This window comes from Roseovarius salis (genome assembly GCF_044472985.1).
GTDB classification, from domain to species: Bacteria; Pseudomonadota; Alphaproteobacteria; order Rhodobacterales; family Rhodobacteraceae; genus Roseovarius; species Roseovarius salis.
The window spans coordinates 23305-38403 of sequence record NZ_JBISDG010000007.1 but is presented as its reverse complement, the minus strand read 5'-3'; the positions used below and the strand labels follow the sequence as shown (position 1 = coordinate 38403).

The 15099-nt window shown below is 64.3% G+C and carries 13 protein-coding genes and 2 pseudogenes; 5 read left to right on the top strand and 10 right to left on the bottom strand.

The window, feature by feature from the left end:
• Positions 1–299 precede the first annotated feature (299 nt).
• From ACH13J_RS04080 to ACH13J_RS04070, 3 genes are read right to left on the bottom strand one after another with little or no spacing between them, the layout of a single operon-like run.
• Positions 300–1217 carry a plasmid partitioning protein RepB C-terminal domain-containing protein gene (locus tag ACH13J_RS04080; protein WP_397542033.1) on the bottom strand — a complete coding sequence of 306 codons (918 nt, stop codon included), beginning with the start codon at positions 1215–1217 and terminating at the stop codon, positions 300–302.
• Positions 1214–2122 carry a plasmid partitioning protein RepB C-terminal domain-containing protein gene (locus ACH13J_RS04075; protein WP_371060248.1) on the bottom strand — a complete coding sequence of 303 codons (909 nt, stop codon included), beginning with the start codon at positions 2120–2122 and terminating at the stop codon, positions 1214–1216. The genes ACH13J_RS04080 and ACH13J_RS04075 overlap by 4 nt, the downstream gene beginning before the upstream one ends.
• Positions 2122–3639 carry a recombinase family protein gene (locus ACH13J_RS04070; protein ID WP_397542108.1) on the bottom strand — a complete coding sequence of 506 codons (1518 nt, stop codon included), beginning with the start codon at positions 3637–3639 and terminating at the stop codon, positions 2122–2124. Before ACH13J_RS04070 ends, ACH13J_RS04075 begins: the two co-directional genes overlap by 1 nt.
• Positions 3640–3789: 150 nt before the next feature.
• Here ACH13J_RS04070 and ACH13J_RS04065 point away from each other — a divergent pair, with 150 nt between their 5' ends.
• Entirely contained in the window at positions 3790–4191 is a 402-nt protein-coding gene (locus tag ACH13J_RS04065; protein WP_397542032.1) for a hypothetical protein, read from the top strand.
• Between the two features lie 732 nt (positions 4192–4923).
• Positions 4924–6207, top strand: a pseudogene (locus ACH13J_RS04060) (phage tail protein); the annotation flags it as partial.
• A gap of 129 nt (positions 6208–6336) precedes the next feature.
• Here the strand turns inward: ACH13J_RS04060 and ACH13J_RS04055 are convergent.
• From ACH13J_RS04055 to nhaA, 5 genes and pseudogenes are all read right to left on the bottom strand, one after another.
• Positions 6337–6510 (bottom strand): annotated as a pseudogene (locus ACH13J_RS04055) (patatin-like phospholipase family protein); the annotation flags it as partial.
• Positions 6507–6728 (bottom strand): hypothetical protein, encoded by a 222-nt coding sequence (locus ACH13J_RS04050; RefSeq protein WP_397542031.1) that lies wholly within the window; start codon positions 6726–6728, stop codon positions 6507–6509. The gene ACH13J_RS04050 and the pseudogene ACH13J_RS04055, both read right to left, overlap by 4 nt.
• 99 nt (positions 6729–6827) lie before the next feature.
• On the bottom strand, positions 6828–7637 hold the full coding sequence (locus tag ACH13J_RS04045) for an ATP-binding protein (protein WP_397542030.1): 810 nt from the start codon (positions 7635–7637) through the stop codon (positions 6828–6830).
• Positions 7634–7798: a hypothetical protein gene (locus ACH13J_RS04040; protein WP_397542029.1), complete on the bottom strand. Its 165-nt coding sequence runs from the start codon at positions 7796–7798 to the stop codon at positions 7634–7636. The genes ACH13J_RS04045 and ACH13J_RS04040 overlap by 4 nt, the downstream gene beginning before the upstream one ends.
• A gap of 259 nt (positions 7799–8057) precedes the next feature.
• The gene (gene nhaA / locus ACH13J_RS04035) at positions 8058–9368 is read right to left on the bottom strand and encodes a Na+/H+ antiporter NhaA (RefSeq protein WP_397542028.1); all 1311 of its coding nucleotides are present in this window, start codon (positions 9366–9368) and stop codon (positions 8058–8060) included.
• A gap of 630 nt (positions 9369–9998) precedes the next feature.
• Here nhaA and ACH13J_RS04030 point away from each other — a divergent pair.
• Entirely contained in the window at positions 9999–11786 is a 1788-nt protein-coding gene (locus ACH13J_RS04030) for an SLC13 family permease (RefSeq protein ID WP_449619224.1), read from the top strand.
• A 156-nt stretch (positions 11787–11942) separates the two neighbouring features.
• Here the strand turns inward: ACH13J_RS04030 and ACH13J_RS04025 are convergent, their stop codons facing one another.
• Together ACH13J_RS04025 and ACH13J_RS04020 are read right to left on the bottom strand one after the other, a co-directional pair.
• Entirely contained in the window at positions 11943–13169 is a 1227-nt protein-coding gene (locus ACH13J_RS04025) for a fatty acid desaturase (RefSeq protein ID WP_397542026.1), read from the bottom strand.
• A gap of 33 nt (positions 13170–13202) precedes the next feature.
• Positions 13203–13445, bottom strand: coding sequence for a hypothetical protein (locus tag ACH13J_RS04020; protein ID WP_397542025.1), 243 nt, complete (start codon positions 13443–13445; stop codon positions 13203–13205).
• Positions 13446–13615: 170 nt separating this feature from the next.
• Between ACH13J_RS04020 and ACH13J_RS04015 the strand changes: the two genes are divergently transcribed.
• Both ACH13J_RS04015 and ACH13J_RS04010 read left to right on the top strand, forming a co-directional pair.
• Positions 13616–14350 carry a helix-turn-helix domain-containing protein gene (locus tag ACH13J_RS04015; protein ID WP_397542024.1) on the top strand — a complete coding sequence of 245 codons (735 nt, stop codon included), beginning with the start codon at positions 13616–13618 and terminating at the stop codon, positions 14348–14350.
• Positions 14351–14660: 310 nt separating this feature from the next.
• Positions 14661–14993 (top strand): hypothetical protein, encoded by a 333-nt coding sequence (locus ACH13J_RS04010; protein ID WP_397542023.1) that lies wholly within the window; start codon positions 14661–14663, stop codon positions 14991–14993.
• The last annotated feature ends 106 nt before the right edge of the window (positions 14994–15099 follow it).

The following is a 15099-nucleotide window of genomic DNA, read 5'->3' as shown; positions in this document are numbered from 1 at the left end:
CCGAGGCATTGTGCGCGTTCAATCGAATTCGAGAAGAGAGTTGACGCCATACCTACGCGAACTGGGGACTGGGCCATTCAGGCGGAGGGGCGTGCCGAGGCCCGCTTTGCTCGGCACGCCCCATTGGAACACGACCGCCGCAGCGATCGTGCAGCCGGCGAAACCTCGAGCCGGCCTGGTGGGCTCCGAGCGGGTTCGCCGCCATCCCCACCGCCGCGCTCGATCCGGCCCACAGTCCGGCGTCTCCCGCGGTCCCCGCGCTTATCGGGTCCGGGTCCCCATCAACTGCTCGCGATCCATTACTCCGCGTCGGCGGCTTCCGCTGGCGAGATCTCGGTGATCGTCTGGAATTCACCGAGGAATTCGGGATGATTCTGCGCCAGGTAACGCACGATCCGTGCATTCCCGAGCAGCTTGCCGACGTAGCCCTTGATCACGGTCAGATGCAGATGGTCCTGTCCGTAGGTGTCCTGGATCGAGGCGATGCCCTCCTGCAGCCGGGCGAGTTCCTGTTCCATCCGCGCCATCGCCTCGGGCGTGATGCCCTTCACCTTCTTTGGCTTGGACGACTCGACCAGCTGTGCCTGTGGCGTGCCGGCGAGGATCGCCTTCACGTAGGCGACGGAGTAGTTGTTCGCGTTGACCAGAAGCTCCGCAGCCTCGATCTGGCGCATGGTCTTCATCTTGCGAAGCGCGTCGAACACGGCGCCCGTAGCAGGTTTGTCTTTCAGGATCGCGATGGCTTCCTCGGAGATGCCATCCAGCAGCTTGATCTTCTTCTGGATGCTGCGCGTGCCAAGATCGAGCGCGGCTGCGAGCTTCTCCTCGGGCACGCCGCGCTCGATCGCCTTGCGGATCATCCTGTGCTCCTGGATCGGCGCAAGGCGGCTGACCTGCCGGTTGTAGGTGAACGCTTCGTCGTCGGTGGAGACGAGGCATTCCGCCTCCTGCACGCCGTCATCCTTCAAGGCCTCGATCCGCAGATGCCCGTCGAGCAACAACCAGGTGGCCGATTTGTCGGGGTTCGGGACGACCACTGGCGGTTCGACGATCCCGATCTGGGCGATGGAGGCGACGATCTGCCGGTACTTTCGGCTGGACTTTGCGCTCTTGCTGAGGGTTCGCAGGGGCAAGATCACGTCGATCGGCAGGGTGACACAGTCGTCTTCGAAGCCGTGGTTGACGCTGGCCGGGCGTTTGTTCGCGGCCCGTTTCATGACGAGGGTCCATCGGTGACCGCCTGGGCGAGATCGGCGGGCATTGTCTCCAGCCCCTCGGCACGAAGCAGCGTCATGAAGTGCTCATCCGTGCAAAGCGTTCGGAACGCCTCGCGCACGAACATCAGCCGGCTCTGCGCGAGTTCGGCCTTCTTGATCAGCAGTTTCTGACGTGCCGCCTCCTGCTGATAGGCTCGGACAAGGCCCTCACTGGTCAGCGCGCGTTTCGCCACCCGCCGCCCGAGCGCATTGCTCTTGATCTGGGGCCCGCGGAGCTCGCGCTGCTGGATCAGGCGGCGCACAAGCGTCAGTTTCCGGCCACGCAGCTTTTTCTGAGTATAGGCGTCCATCAGCGCCTTCTGCGCGCCCTTGGCGTCGGTCTTGGAGATCTGGATGGCGAGGTTGAGCGGCAGCAGTCCGGTCTCCACGGCGGAGACCAGGCGCTCCTCGCCCTTCTCCAGCAGTCCGGCGATCATGTTCACGTATTCGTAGGAGACCCCGATCTTCTCGCCGATCTGGCGGTCGTTGTAGCCGCGTTCGCGAAGCGAGCCGATTTCGCGCATCAGATCGATCGGGTTGTGCTGCCGCCTTGCGCAGTTCTCCACAAGGCTCATGACGAGGCAATCGCTCTCGTCGGCTTCGATCACGATGGCCGGGATGTTGTCCTGCTTGAGTTCGATGAAGGCCTCGAGGCGGCCTTGACCGCAGACAAGGTCATACTCCTGCGGATCGGTCCCGGCGCGCGGCGCCACGGTGATCGGTCGCTTCAGGCCGATGCGCGCGATGTTCTCCACCATCGCCTCGAAGGTGCGCCGGTTTCGGACGCGGGGGTTGAGGATCCGGATCCGGTCACAAGGGATCAGGGTCACCTGCTTCTGGCTGGTCGGCTCCGTGTCGTCGGGCATCACGCCACCTCCGCGATCCTGGCCCGCGAGGCGAGCGCGTAGAAGAAATCGAGCGTGTCGAACCGGTACGCATCGAGTGCGAGACCATTCTGCTCGGCGAATTTCAGTTTCCCGAGAGTCATGTCGATGCTGGGCAGCACGAAGTAGTCGCGCGGTGCCTCGTTCACCTCGTCCATGCGCACGGCGATCGTGATGTCCGGCACCAGGCCGGTGTCGAGGCGGATGCGCCACCGCAGTGACCCGGCCGCTGTTGCCGTGCAGCGGGCCAGCACGATGGACACGGTAAACTCGTCATTGACCCGCACCAGGTCGGTGTCCTGGTCCTGCACTGCCGACCCGCCATGCCGCGCCACCCCGTCGATGATCTCGGCCACTATCTGCGGGTGGGCCTGCCGTAGGGCGCGATTGATCTCGATGTAGCTGTAGTCTCGGTCCGGCTTGTAACCGATCAGGCGGTAGGCGCGCAGCAGGCTGCCGAAGCGGCTGCGATAGGCGCTGGAGGGCGGCTGATCATCCTCCTCGTCGATGATCAGCCCTGACAGAATGCCTTGCCGCTTCAGGATCGTGCGCAAGGCGTCGAGTAGTTCCTCGTCGGAGAAACGGCGGCTGCGGGCATCCACGATTTCCCGGGCGCGCAGGAAAAGCGCCTGATCGACGATGGCGGGATAGGCGCCCTCAGCCCGGATCCACATCTCGCGCGGATTCACCACCCGACGCTGTTTCAGCTTGAACGACACCTTGTTGAAGACGTTGTTCCCAATGTACTTTTCGTTCGTCAGTACCTGATGGACGCTCGAGCGCGTCCAGGGGCGGCCGAGGTCAGTGCGGTGGCCTTCCGCGTTCAGAACCTCCGCAATCTCGCGCTCGGAACGGCCCTCGTTGACGAACAACTCGTACATGCGCTGGACAACCCGCTGTTCTTCTTCGGGGCCGGGCACCAGGATGACGCGGTCGGTCTGCAGGCTCTTCTGCTCGCCGCGAGACAGCTCGCCCTTCGGGTTGCCGTGCTCGTCGATCAGCACCCGGCGCAGCCCGTATCCGGCTGCGCCGCCCTGGCGATAGCCCAACTCGACGAGGCGGCACTGCCCGGCGAAGACTTTGACCGAAAGTTCCCGGCTGTATTCGCCGGCCATGACCCGCTTGACGGTTTTCAGAAGGTTCGAGCCGATGCTGCCGTCGTTCTCGAACTGCTCGCCACAGTAGTGTACCCGGATCCCGGCGCGGGAGCAGACATGCTCGTGATACGCGCCCTCGTCGGCATCCTGAAAACGGCCCCAGCGGCTGACGTCGTAGACGAGGATCGCTTTGAAGTCGGCACCGCCGGACTGGACTTCGGCCATCAGGTTCTGCAGCGCCTCGCGGCCGTCAAGCCGCAGGCCAGAGCGTCCCGAGTCCTCGAAAGTCCGAAGGACCGTCAGCCCACGGGCCTCCGCGTACTTGCGAATGACGTCCAGCTGGTTCTCGGTCGAGTACTTCTGATGATCGGTCGACATCCGGACATAGGCGACCGCGGGCACATCCGTCTCCGACTGCCCATTTCCGTCCCGTCCATGGGTCAGTTCCCGACCGCTCACGCACGTTTCTCCTTGTTACGCCGCACAAAACCATCCGAACCGCCTGAATCCAGGGCCGAATCCCTCCCATTATGTAAAACAAGGGAGGTCGGAATGTCGTTTCCGAAAAAGGGCAAGTTCTTTCCGAAAGAAAACGGGTATGATGGGGTGCAGGCCGATGGGGCCGCTGGTTCCTTCGCGCAGGTAATCGCAGCTACGCTTCGCCGTGAACTCGGTGAAAGCAGGGCGGGTGTGAAAACCGTGGAGGGGTGGACGGGCGCTAACGAAAAGACGATCAAGAACTGGTTTGCCGGGAAGTATGGTCCGAGCGGGGAGCATCTTGTGGCCTTGGTGCGGCACTCGGACGAGGTTCTGATCGCCTTCCTCGCGATGGCCGGCCGCGAGAACCTGAAGCTGGCATCGAGCCTCCTTGCCGCCGAACAGGCGGTCACCGGGGTGCTGGAGGTGCTGCGTGAGTTCTCTGAGCGGGCGGCGGACGGAACCTCGGACGACTGAACGCAGCGAACGAGTGAGTATTGGGGTTTTTGCTCGGGCCTTCGCGCGGGTCGCACCGGGCTGCGACAGCTCTCGCGGAGCGGAGTTTTTGCGCGCTCCGTTCCCTCCGCCACTTGCCCTCGCGAAAGCGTTCTCCCGATCCGGCTGCGGCTGGATTTTTCCGTTATTTTCGAGGGTTATGCGGGTGGGGCTGAGCACTGGCCTTGGCGCCAGAACGCCTGGAAGCGGTCTCTCAGAGCCGATATTCTCCGGACCTGTTGACTGCGCGGGTTTGGTGAATTGCTCTCAACACGCTGTAACCAAACGGCTTTCCGAGGGTGCAACCTGAACACTTCGAACGGAGTTTCGTTTGGTGGTATGGAACAGAAATCGAACATTCTCTGTTCCCCTTTATCAGCGAAGTACTGGCATTTCTGCAGTGCCGCATTCTGTGGTGTCCTGCAGGAACGGGTGGGTCGGAAACGTACAAAGCCGGCAAGAATCTCTCAGGTTGTCCTGCCGAACCTCTTCAACACGTTACGGGTAATCTGCTCGACCTGCCAGTCACGGCGAGCAAGCCCCATGACCCATTCGCAAGTTGCGGCGGTGAAGACCTCTCCTGCACCTCGCTTCCAAGACGCGATAACGCCATTGCCGCGTTCCGCGCGTTCGAGGCTTTCCGGCGATGTGTCGCCGAAGAGCGACTTTGCCTTGAACCCGGTATCCTCGCCACCGATGTAGCGGATCTCACCCCAGGAGACGGAACTGCCGCAGGTCTTGAAATGGCAAGTGGCCCGCGCCGACGAGGATTACGAGGCCGCGCAGGTCGAGGCCCGGCGTATCACCGTCGACACGACCCGGATTGCCTCCGAGTCCTTCCCGATGGCGGACCCGCCCGAGGAAGCCGAACGGCGTTGCCGCCGCGCGCTGATGGAGGCCTGGACGGGCCGCGAGAGCGCGGTCTTCCGACTGCCGCCCTCGCGCCTCGCGCTCGACCCGGCCGATGTCGTGTCGTTCGCCCATGACGGGCGTGCGATCCCGCTACGGCTCGTCTCCATCGCCGATGCGGATGCGCGCGGCATTGAGGCGGTCCGCCAGGACCGGGAGGCCTACGACCTGCCGCCGGGAGCCCCGCGGCCCTCGGCGCTCTCGCAGGCCGTCGTCTTCGGCGCGCCGGAGGCGGTGCTGCTGGACCTGCCGCAGCTGACCGAGGACCAGCCCGCACACCGGCCCTTCGCTGCGGCGCATGCCGTCCCTTGGCCGGGCGAGATCGCGGTATTCCGAAGCTCATCGACGGACGGCTTCGAGCTGCTGACCAGCTTCGGCACGCGGTCCCGGATCGGCGCACTGGTCTCGGACTTCCACGCCGGTCCAACCTCGCGCTTCGACCTCGGCAATGTGCTGGTGGTCGATCTGCTCACCGGCACGCTGGAGAGCGTCATTGACCTGACGCTTTTCGGCGGGGCGAACGCGCTGGCCATCGAGACCACGCCAAGCGTCTGGGAGATCGTGCAGGCGGGGACAGTCGAACTGATTGCACCGGGCCGGTATCGCCTGACCCGGCTGTTGCGCGGCCAGCGCGGCACCGAAGGCGCGATGGGCAATCCCGCGCCCTCGGGCGCGCGGGTGGTGGTGCTGGACGACAGCCTCGCCTCGCTGCCGATCGCCGAGGCCGATCTCGGCATCCCGTGGAACTGGCGCATCGGCCCCGCAAGCCGCCCGGTCAGCGACGAGACCTATGTGGGGCAGGCCTTCACGCCTGCGGGCGTCGGGCTGCGGCCGTTCTCCGTCGCCCATGTCGGGCAGCCATGGCGAAAACCGCGCACGCCCGGCGATCTGACGATCCGCTGGACGCGCCGGTCCCGCGCTCTTTCCGCCGACAGCTGGGGTGGGCTGGAGGTGCCGCTGGCCGAGGAAGTCGAAGCCTACGAGGTGGAGATCCTCGACGGCGCCACCGTGAAGCGGGTGCTGAGCACGGCCACCACCAGCGCGGTCTACACCGCCGCAGACCAGACCGCCGACTGGGGCGCGCCGCTTGTTCTGCAGACCCCAATTGCCCGTCAGCACGTCATAGGGTGTGCGTTTCAGGGGACTGTGCTTCGCGCCGTCGCTCATTGCGCGCCAGAAGCGATCGAGCGCCGCGCGTGCGCCCTCGGGGCCCTCACGGGTGAAGCCGTCGGCCAGCGCCACCGCGTTCATCGCCCCCGCAGACGTGCCCGAGATCCCGGCGATGCGCAGGCGTCCATCCTCTAGGAGGCGGTCGAGAACACCCCAGGTGAAGGCGCCATGCGCGCCGCCGCCCTGAAGCGCGAGGTTCACAAGTTTCGTTTTCTGCGTCATGGAGTTGACCTTTTCCGGTTCCGGAGGCGCTGGCCGCCCGCTCGGGCGAGCTGGTCCTCGACGACGCGCCCGCGGGGCAGCGCCATGGCGGCGATGATGCGCTGGCCCCCGGCGACAAAACTGCGCACCGGCAGGTCCGCGACCAGCGCGTCGATATGCGCCACGTGGTGCAGCCGGGCGCGGCCGCGCCGGACGCCCATTCCGGTGATGTCGGTCATCCGCTGACCTGGAAACGCGGGAACTGGCTCTCGGTCCGGCGGGCTCTGGTGGGCGGCGCGGGACCTGGCCTCAGACCCGTGCCCGTCACGCGCGCTCCGTCATCTCGCCCCTACCGCGGTGCGCGTTTCGCTCATCGCATCCGCCTCGGGCTCTGCGAGGCTGTCGGGGATCGTGACGCGGAAGCACGCGCCTTCGGCGAGGCCGTGGACGAGACAGATGTCACCGCCATGGGCGCGGACCAGATCGGCCGCGATCGCAAGTCCGAGGCCGGAGCCGGAGCCGTCCGGACGGGTGGACACCGGGGACGACAGGAACAGATGCTTCAGCGCATCCTCCGGCACGCCAAGGCCTGTGTCGCGCACGTCGATGGTGCAGCCGGACCCACTGCGCCGGGCATCGACACGGATCTCCTTGTATCGAAAGTCCGGCCCCTCCAGTGCCAGAATGGCGTTTCCGCACAGATTCAGGAGCGTGCGGAACAGATCGTCCGGATCGGCGTCGATCTCGACGGCGGTCGCGACGTTATTGATCCAGCTTATCTCCGCGCGGTCGAGACCGAGCGTGTTCGCGACCTCGTTCACCAGCGGCGCAAGGGCGAACCGCTGCCGGTGCGGCCGCCCCTTCGCCGCCTTGTCATCATTCCGCGATGTCGTGCAGAGCGCGATGGACCGGTCCAGCGACGCGGTCAGCTTCGGTGCCAGCCGCCGCACTGTCGGGTCATCAACCTGCGCCAGCCGATCCGACAGAAGCTGCGCACATGTCAGGATATTGCGCAGGTCGTGGTTGATCTTGCGCGTGGAAAGGTCGGGTCCTGCCTGGTCCACTTGCCCGTCATTCAGGTTGCCGAAATCGCGCATCGTTGCGCCGTTCATCCGGTTGTCCGGTACTTTGAATTGGTCGATATTCATTCACAATATCCCTTGCTCTCGGTGGCCGAGCCGGACACGGCATCCGCACCAGCGGACACGTCTTCCTCAAGCCCGTCCACGGCGCTGCAGGCCTGCGGCGCGAACGACGCGGACAGGGCCGTCGCAAAGCGCGTGAGCGAGCTGAGCCTGGGCGTCGCCATGTCGCTTTCTCCTTGTGCCGAGACGCGCGCGGCGACCTCCGCGGGCCCTGCCACCCGCACTACGCCGATTGCGCAAAGCGGGCACTTACCTGCATCAGCCTCCGGCGCGGTCTCGTCGTGCCGGGCTCGATGCCCCCGTGCCGCAAGCTGACGCCGGATGACCGACAGGTGGTGTGTCCGAGAGATAGGCGTTGTGTGAGGCGCGCTTTGTCCGGGATCGAAACCAGAGGCGACGTGCGCGTCTCGCTGCGCGGTACCGTCATCGCGGTCGCAATGTGAGCCAGGTCAGCAGCAAGCTGCCAAGGATCGCGGAAAGTGCCGATCCGCCGAGAATGCCCAGCTTTGCCGCATCCAGGACTGGTTGCTCGAACGCAAGGCCCGCGATGAACAGCGACATGGTAAAGCCGATGCCTGTGAGGAACGCCCCGGCGGCGACGAAGGGCCATGACAGGCCGGACCCGCGGGTAGCCAGGCCGGACTGAACCGCGAGCCAGCTGAACACGAACACCCCGACCGGTTTTCCGAGCACCAGACCGACGACGATCGCCAACGAAACCGGCTGTGCGAAATACGCGCCCCCGATCGTGATCCCGGCATTGGCCAGCGCAAAGAGCGGCATGATGACAAAGCCCACCCAAGGGTGCAGCATCATCTCGAGCCGTTCAACGGGAGAGAGCGATTCCGTCACGGCCCTGCCGGCGCGGCGCAGGTCCTCGCGATCTTCGGTGTCGCCGCTCCAATGGTCGCCGGCTGGATAGGCGAGCACCCCCCCGAGAATGGAGCGTAGACGTGTGTCGCTGACCCAGACGCGGGTCGGCGTCATGAGCCCGAGAACGACGCCGGCGATGGTCGCGTGGATGCCGGAGGCGTCGAAGCACAGCCAGATCGCGCCTCCCATCAGGAAATAAACCGGGATGCGCCGCACCCCGAGCTTCGCGGCGCCCGCGACACCCGCAAGTCCCAGCGCCCCAAGGCCGAGCGCGGACCAGTTCATCGCTTCCCCGTAGCTGAAGGCGACGACGAGAACGGCCCCGACGTCGTCGAAGATCGCCAACGAGAGGAGGAACAGCCGCAGGCTGGGCGGGATCCGGGTTCCGAAGATGGCAAGACATGCGATGACGAACGCGGTATCGGTCGCCATCACCGTGCCCCAGCCATGCATGCCCGGCTCCCCGACCATCAAGGCCAGATACAGCGCGACCGGAACGGCCATACCGCCGAGGGCCGCAGCGAAGGGAAGCGCGGCCATTCGCGGATGTCGCAACTCACCGAGGACGAGCGCGCGCTTGAGCTCGAGCGAGATCACGAAGAAAAACAGCGTCATGAGGCCGTCGTTGATCCAGTGGCGCAACGACCGGGTAAAGTCGAGCGCACCGAAGCTCAGGCCGACCGGTGTCTCCCACAGCGCCAGATATGCGCCTCGCCAGGGCGAGTTGGCCAGGGCCATCGCCACCAGAACGGCCAGCAAAAGAAGACCGCCAGATGCCGCTTCAATCTTCAGGAAACGCGCAAAGGGCTTTGTAAATCTGTCGGCCGCTTCGCGGGGCAGACTTTCGGGATTGTCGATCATGGATTCAAGATGTCTTTCCCGACCGTGATTGGCAAACGCCATCAATAATTGGGCCCCGCTCTCGGGACAGGGTGTTCGCTCAACGCCTTCGGACCCTATCCCCGGCGGCCATGAACCAATTCCCGGGGCACTGCCGGTCGGCGACCTCCGCGATCTCTTATATCCAGTCTGCTTCGATTGCAGAAAGCGGGCACTTACCTGCATCAGCCTCTCGGTTGATCTGACCGGGCTCCGTCCACCGGGAACAGGCCTGGCCATTCATCACGAGCGGGACCCCCCGGCAGATCGAGGCCGTGGCGGCTACTCCTCGGTCTGTGTCGGGTGACAAGACGATCATGAAAGCGAACAATCTTTGGCATGTGCGCGCAAGTTCGATATACGGGCGGCAGCAGCAAGACCGCCCGTGAGCTGACGGGGAATCGTGCTTTCCAAGCGTGCGTCCCGACCGTGCCAAATCCGGGAGCCTTCTGCCGGCGTCATTGACTCTCTGACTCTATTGGCAACCAAAACCAAGAAGAGGTGAAACGATGGCAGCGAGCAAACCGGCCGACAGTGCTGCCATGCGGAAGACGCTATGGGGTCCCGGCACAGGGCAGAACACGAGGACCGTGGCATCTGGGCAAGGATAATATGTTGACTGATTTTGTGACCGGGTACCAACCCTATCTTGCGCTAGTTCTACTGCTGATCCTGTTGGTGGGTTTCGTGCATGAACGCTTTGCCCCGGACGTTACGGCCGCGGGAATGGCTGCGCTTTTCATAATCTTCGGCCTTGTGCCCACTGAGAAGGTTCTGGCGGCGTTCTCGAATCCGGCGCCGATCACGATTGCGGCCATGTTCATCATCAGCGGTGCGTTGGTCCGGACCGGCCTTCTAGATGCGATCGCGAACCGCGTGGTGGCCGGCGCGAGCTATCGGCCGGTCGCGGGAACCGCCGTGTTCCTGCTCGCAACGCTTGTGGCGTCGGCCCTGATGAACAACACGCCCGTTGTGCTCGTCCTCATACCGGTGGCGATCCGCTTGGCACAAAGTCTCGACCTTGCAGCCACGCGCCTGCTGATACCACTCTCCTACACAGCGGTCCTGGGCGGGACATGCACCTTGCTCGGCACGTCAACCAACCTGCTTGTGGATGGTGTGGCACGTGAAACCGGAATGGTGCCGTTCTCGATCTTCGAAATCACGCCGGTCGGCCTGATTGTCGCGGCCACAGGCGGGGTTGCTCTTTCGGTTCTCGGCCCGTTCCTCTTGCCGGACCGCAAGGATCAAGCCGATCCCGGAGATGAAGAAGAGGCAACCTTCCTGACGGAGTTGCGTCCGCAGGACGGCTACGAAGGTCTGGGGATGCCCATTGGTCGGATCGGTGATCTGAACCGGCAAGGGGTGAGGATCATCAGCATTCGCGGCCGGTCGAATGTCAAACGGGATGGCTTGGACGAGCATGTTCTGGAGAAAGGCGACAGGATCATCGCCGCCGTGACCACGTCGGAGCTCCTTACTCTGCGAGATCGCAGCGCTTTGCATGTCGGATTGCGCCAGGGGCCAGAGGTCGAGGACACTTCCAAGCTTGTCGTCGCCGAAGCCATCGTGACACCGTCGCGCCGAAGCCGTGGCATGCGCATTGCGCAGTTCGCCATCGGGCGTCGCCACGGCATGCGTGTGCTCGGGGCGCATCGCCACGGCAAAAGCCTTGGCCCGGACCTGTCGACCGCACTCCTGCGGCCCGCCGACAAGCTTTTGCTGGAAGGGACAGCCGAAGGATTTTCGCACATGACCGAGGCAGGAGATCTCGTAGCGATCACGCAGGCAGGCGGGCGTGCCTTCCGTCGACGCAAGGCGCCGCTCGCCCTGCTTGCCCTTGTCGCAGTTGTCGCGCTCGCCGCGCTCGGCGTGGCCGAGATCAGCGTTCTCGCCCTCATCGCCGTCGCCGCGCTTCTCGTGCTGCGGTGCATAGACAATGACGAAGCGTGGGCCTCGATCGACGCCGGCGTCCTGGTGCTCATCTTCTCGATGCTGATCGTGGGCACGGGCTTGCAACATTCGGGGGCCGTCGCCCTTGTCGTCGAGGCGATATCGCCGGCACTGGAGGGGTTGCCACCTCTTGTGGCCCTTGGGGCGGTCTATCTGCTGGCCTCGATGCTTACCGAGGCGGTCACCAACAATGCGGTGGCGGTCGTGGTGACGCCGCTCGCCATCGGCCTTGCCGTAAAGCTCGGGGTCGATCCTCGTCCCTTCGTGGTGGCGGTGATGTTTGCCGGAAGCGCGAGCTTTGCGACACCGATCGGCTATCAGACCAATACGCTGGTCTATGGCGCGGGGAACTACAGGTTCACTGATTTCATCAGGATCGGGCTGCCCATGAATGTGATCGTCGGCACGTCGGCGGTGCTTTCCATTCCCGTTTTCTTCCCCTTTTAGGACGGGCTCGCAACCTGGCTCCGACCAATGGCGCCTGGCGATGATCCGATGGCCAGAATAACGGTCGACGCTATCCAAGTGTGGCTTTGAAGTGCAGCGACGGTGCCGCGTGACACGGGGTCCCGTACGGTCGTCCATTGGCGAAATCTACAAGGCTCATGAGGCACGTGTCCGGGCCTCGGCGAAGGACAGGAGCCTGCAGCGCTGCTCGTCCCACAGGTGCAGTCGCGCGCAGCGAAAGCTTTCCATGAGCGTGATGCGCTTGGACCGCGCCAGCAGGTCGTGGTCCCTGACCACCTCGCCAAGACGATAGAACGGGATCCGGCTGGCGAGGTGGTGCACATGGTGGACGCCGATATTGCCGGTGATCCAGCGCAGGATGCCGGGAAGGTCGTAATGCGAACTGCCGTGCAGGGCCGCCTCCTGGATGTTCCAGTCCTCCTCGTGCTCCCAGCTGGTCTCCTCGAACTGGTGCTGAACGTAGAAGAACCAGGTTCCTGCGATCGCGCCCAGAAGCATCGTCGGCAGGAACACGAACAGCAGGACATCCCAACCGCCCAGCCAGACGATCAGGCCAAGGACAAGGCCGATGGCGGCATTCGTCGCCATCGCGCTTAGCCAGTAGCGCCAGCCGGAGCGCATCAGGTAGACCGGCAATCGGTGCTGAAGGAAGAACAGGTAGAACGGAACCGCGCCGAACAGGATCACGGGATTGCGGAGAAGACGGTAGAGGGCGCGGCCGAGCCATCCTTTCTCGCGATACTCCCTGACCGTCAGGGTCGGGACGTCTCCGACACCGCGTCGATCGAGGTTGCCAGTCGTGGAATGGTGGATCGCGTGCGTCTTGCGCCAGACGTCGTAGGGCGTCAGCGTCAGCACGCCGAGCCCGCGGCCGATCCAGTCGCACAAGCGCCGATCGCGGAACAGCGAGCCGTGCCCGCAATCGTGCTGAATGATAAACAGGCGGACGAGGAAGGCTGCGTTCGCCAGCGCAAGGGCCATGGCCAACAACGCACTGATCGAGACCAGCCACCACGCCACCCCCCAGATCGCGACGAAGGGCACCAGCGTGACGGTCAGCTCGAAGACGCTACGGGAGGGGTTGGGCTGGCGGTAGGCTGCCAGTGTCCGGGTCCAGTCCGAGGGCCGCAACGCGGTGTCGCTCTGCGGGCCTTGCCCGCCGGCGGCCGGGTCGGCGCAGGACGCGGGCGTCTCGCCCAGGCGTGTCTGTGCCTGCCCGGACTCGTCGTTGTCCGCAGCGGGCTGCCCGGCCTGTGCACCGGATTGCGGCGTGGCGACATGGTTTCCCGCGTCAGCCGGCATGTCCTGATTGTCGGGACGACCGGCGGCCGGGGTGTCAGCTGGTCTGGTCGCGAATGTCATGGTTGTGCGTCGTCTCCTCTCTGGTCGAGCCTGTCATTCCGGCGGTCTGCGAACAGAGTTGCCGCCAGCGATGATTCGGTTGATGATCCGCGCCACGGTCCGGTGCGATTCGGTTTCGGCCTCCGTGCCTGTGGCACTCTCGTGGGTCGCCGCGGCATCGCGGAGAACCCCCATGATCTCGCTCTCGGGCAGCAGCTTGTGATCGTTCATGGCAAGCAGCAGCGCCTCGCAGATCGAGAGGGCAGCCATACCGGCATGATCTGTTTGAACGGGCATCGTTGAGACTCCTTGAGCCTTGAGGCGAAACGGCCGTCGGGTCGGTCGAATCCTGGTTGATGTATATGTTGTGACAGGAAATGAGCTATGCTGGGCTGATCCAGAGCAGTCACCTAACCAGAATTTCCGAATATGTCAGTTATCGGGGATAGCGATCAGGAGAAGGGCCCATGACCACCGCGGCAAACAGCCCGCTTACGCGCAAACTCTCGACTTTCGTCGCCTTGTCTGAGGCCGAACTCGCGGTGCTGGAGCGCCTGCACCAGCGCCGCCGGACCTTCGCCGCCGGGCGGGACATGGTGCATCAGGGGCAGTCCGGGCAGGCGGCCTTCATCCTCTCGGCAGGGTGGGTCTGCTCTTACAAGATCCAGGCCGACGGGACGCGCCAGATCGTCGATTTTCAGATCCCCGGAGATTTTCTCGGGTTGCGCAGCGTTCTCCTGCGCACCTCGGACCACAGCTTCGAGCCCGTCGGGGACATCGAGGCTGCCGAAGTTATGGCGAGCGACCTTCTCGAAGCGCTTGCCGAGACGCCTCGCCTGGCGACGGCCATTCTCTGGGCCGCGTCGCGGGATGAGGCGATGGTCGTGGAGCATCTCGTCAGCATCGGGCGGCGTGACGCCGAAGCCCGCATGGCGCATTTCCTGCTGGAGCTGGGGTCGCGGCTTGCGCTGGTCGGCATGGGAAACAAGCAAGGATACGACTGCCCGCTGACGCAGTATCACCTTGCCGACGCCTTGGGCCTGAGCGCGGTCCACGTGAACCGCGTCCTGCGGCAGCTTCGCGAGAATGGGCTGGTCACTGTCCGGGACGGGCGCGTCACGTTCCATGACCATCACCGGCTTGCCGAACTTGCGGAGTTTGATCCATCCTACCTGGATCAGATCGGGCCGCTTCTGAAGTGACAAACGCCACCGGCGCGGCACGATGGTCCCTGTCAGGTCGATGGTGTCATGCAAGCGCGAGGTTTGCCACGTGGAATTCCTGGTCCGTCTCTTCGGCGGCCGCCATCTGATCGGGAGTTATCGGGATTTTCATTTCATGGACAGCCTGGGTGAATCCCCCGCAGAAGCGGCTTGAGCAGAACGGATGTATGCCCCCTCACAATCTTAATTCGATCCAGGCTAATATGTATCAGCGCCGCACGAGATGACCCAGGTTAAAAAAGCGCCAAGGCCGGATTCCGGCCTGGACACTGGACAAAGGAAAATCTCGATGAAAACCTGGATCATCAGCACCGCCGCACTTCTTGCCGCCGGTTCGGCTATGGCAAGCGAAGGCGGCATTCCGTGGGACACCGACGGCAACGGAACAATCTCCGCCGAAGAGTACATGGCCGGAGAGAAGCGCGACATGGTGTACAACACGTGGGACGCCAACAGCGACGGCACACTGAGCCGCGAGGAGTTCGCTGCCGGCAAGTGGAAAATGTTCGACGAGAACCAGGACAACGCCTGGGACAGCGATGAGACCCGGACGTGGATGGACGCCGCGGACCGCTCGGGCGCTGCGCTCCCCGATTCATGGACTTTGCGTCGCGACCGATAACATCCTGAAACATATGGGGTAGAAACGGGCGCGCACCGACCTCTTCATAGCCGGTGTTGCGCGTTTGATCACTGAGCGGCGGTCCCGGCGAGGTCGGGCCGCTGAC

Coding starts and splice junctions, on each gene's coding strand:
- ACH13J_RS04080 (WP_397542033.1), bottom strand. CDS start 1,217: ATGAAACGGGCCGCGAACAAACGCCCGGCCAGCGTCAACCACGGCTTC.
- ACH13J_RS04075 (WP_371060248.1), bottom strand. CDS start 2,122: ATGCCCGACGACACGGAGCCGACCAGCCAGAAGCAGGTGACCCTGATC.
- ACH13J_RS04065 (WP_397542032.1), top strand. CDS start 3,790: ATGTCGTTTCCGAAAAAGGGCAAGTTCTTTCCGAAAGAAAACGGGTAT.
- ACH13J_RS04050 (WP_397542031.1), bottom strand. CDS start 6,728: ATGACCGACATCACCGGAATGGGCGTCCGGCGCGGCCGCGCCCGGCTG.
- ACH13J_RS04045 (WP_397542030.1), bottom strand. CDS start 7,637: ATGAATATCGACCAATTCAAAGTACCGGACAACCGGATGAACGGCGCA.
- ACH13J_RS04040 (WP_397542029.1), bottom strand. CDS start 7,798: ATGGCGACGCCCAGGCTCAGCTCGCTCACGCGCTTTGCGACGGCCCTG.
- nhaA (WP_397542028.1), bottom strand. CDS start 9,368: ATGATCGACAATCCCGAAAGTCTGCCCCGCGAAGCGGCCGACAGATTT.
- ACH13J_RS04030 (WP_449619224.1), top strand. CDS start 9,999: ATGTTGACTGATTTTGTGACCGGGTACCAACCCTATCTTGCGCTAGTT.
- ACH13J_RS04025 (WP_397542026.1), bottom strand. CDS start 13,169: ATGACATTCGCGACCAGACCAGCTGACACCCCGGCCGCCGGTCGTCCC.
- ACH13J_RS04020 (WP_397542025.1), bottom strand. CDS start 13,445: ATGCCCGTTCAAACAGATCATGCCGGTATGGCTGCCCTCTCGATCTGC.
- ACH13J_RS04015 (WP_397542024.1), top strand. CDS start 13,616: ATGACCACCGCGGCAAACAGCCCGCTTACGCGCAAACTCTCGACTTTC.
- ACH13J_RS04010 (WP_397542023.1), top strand. CDS start 14,661: ATGAAAACCTGGATCATCAGCACCGCCGCACTTCTTGCCGCCGGTTCG.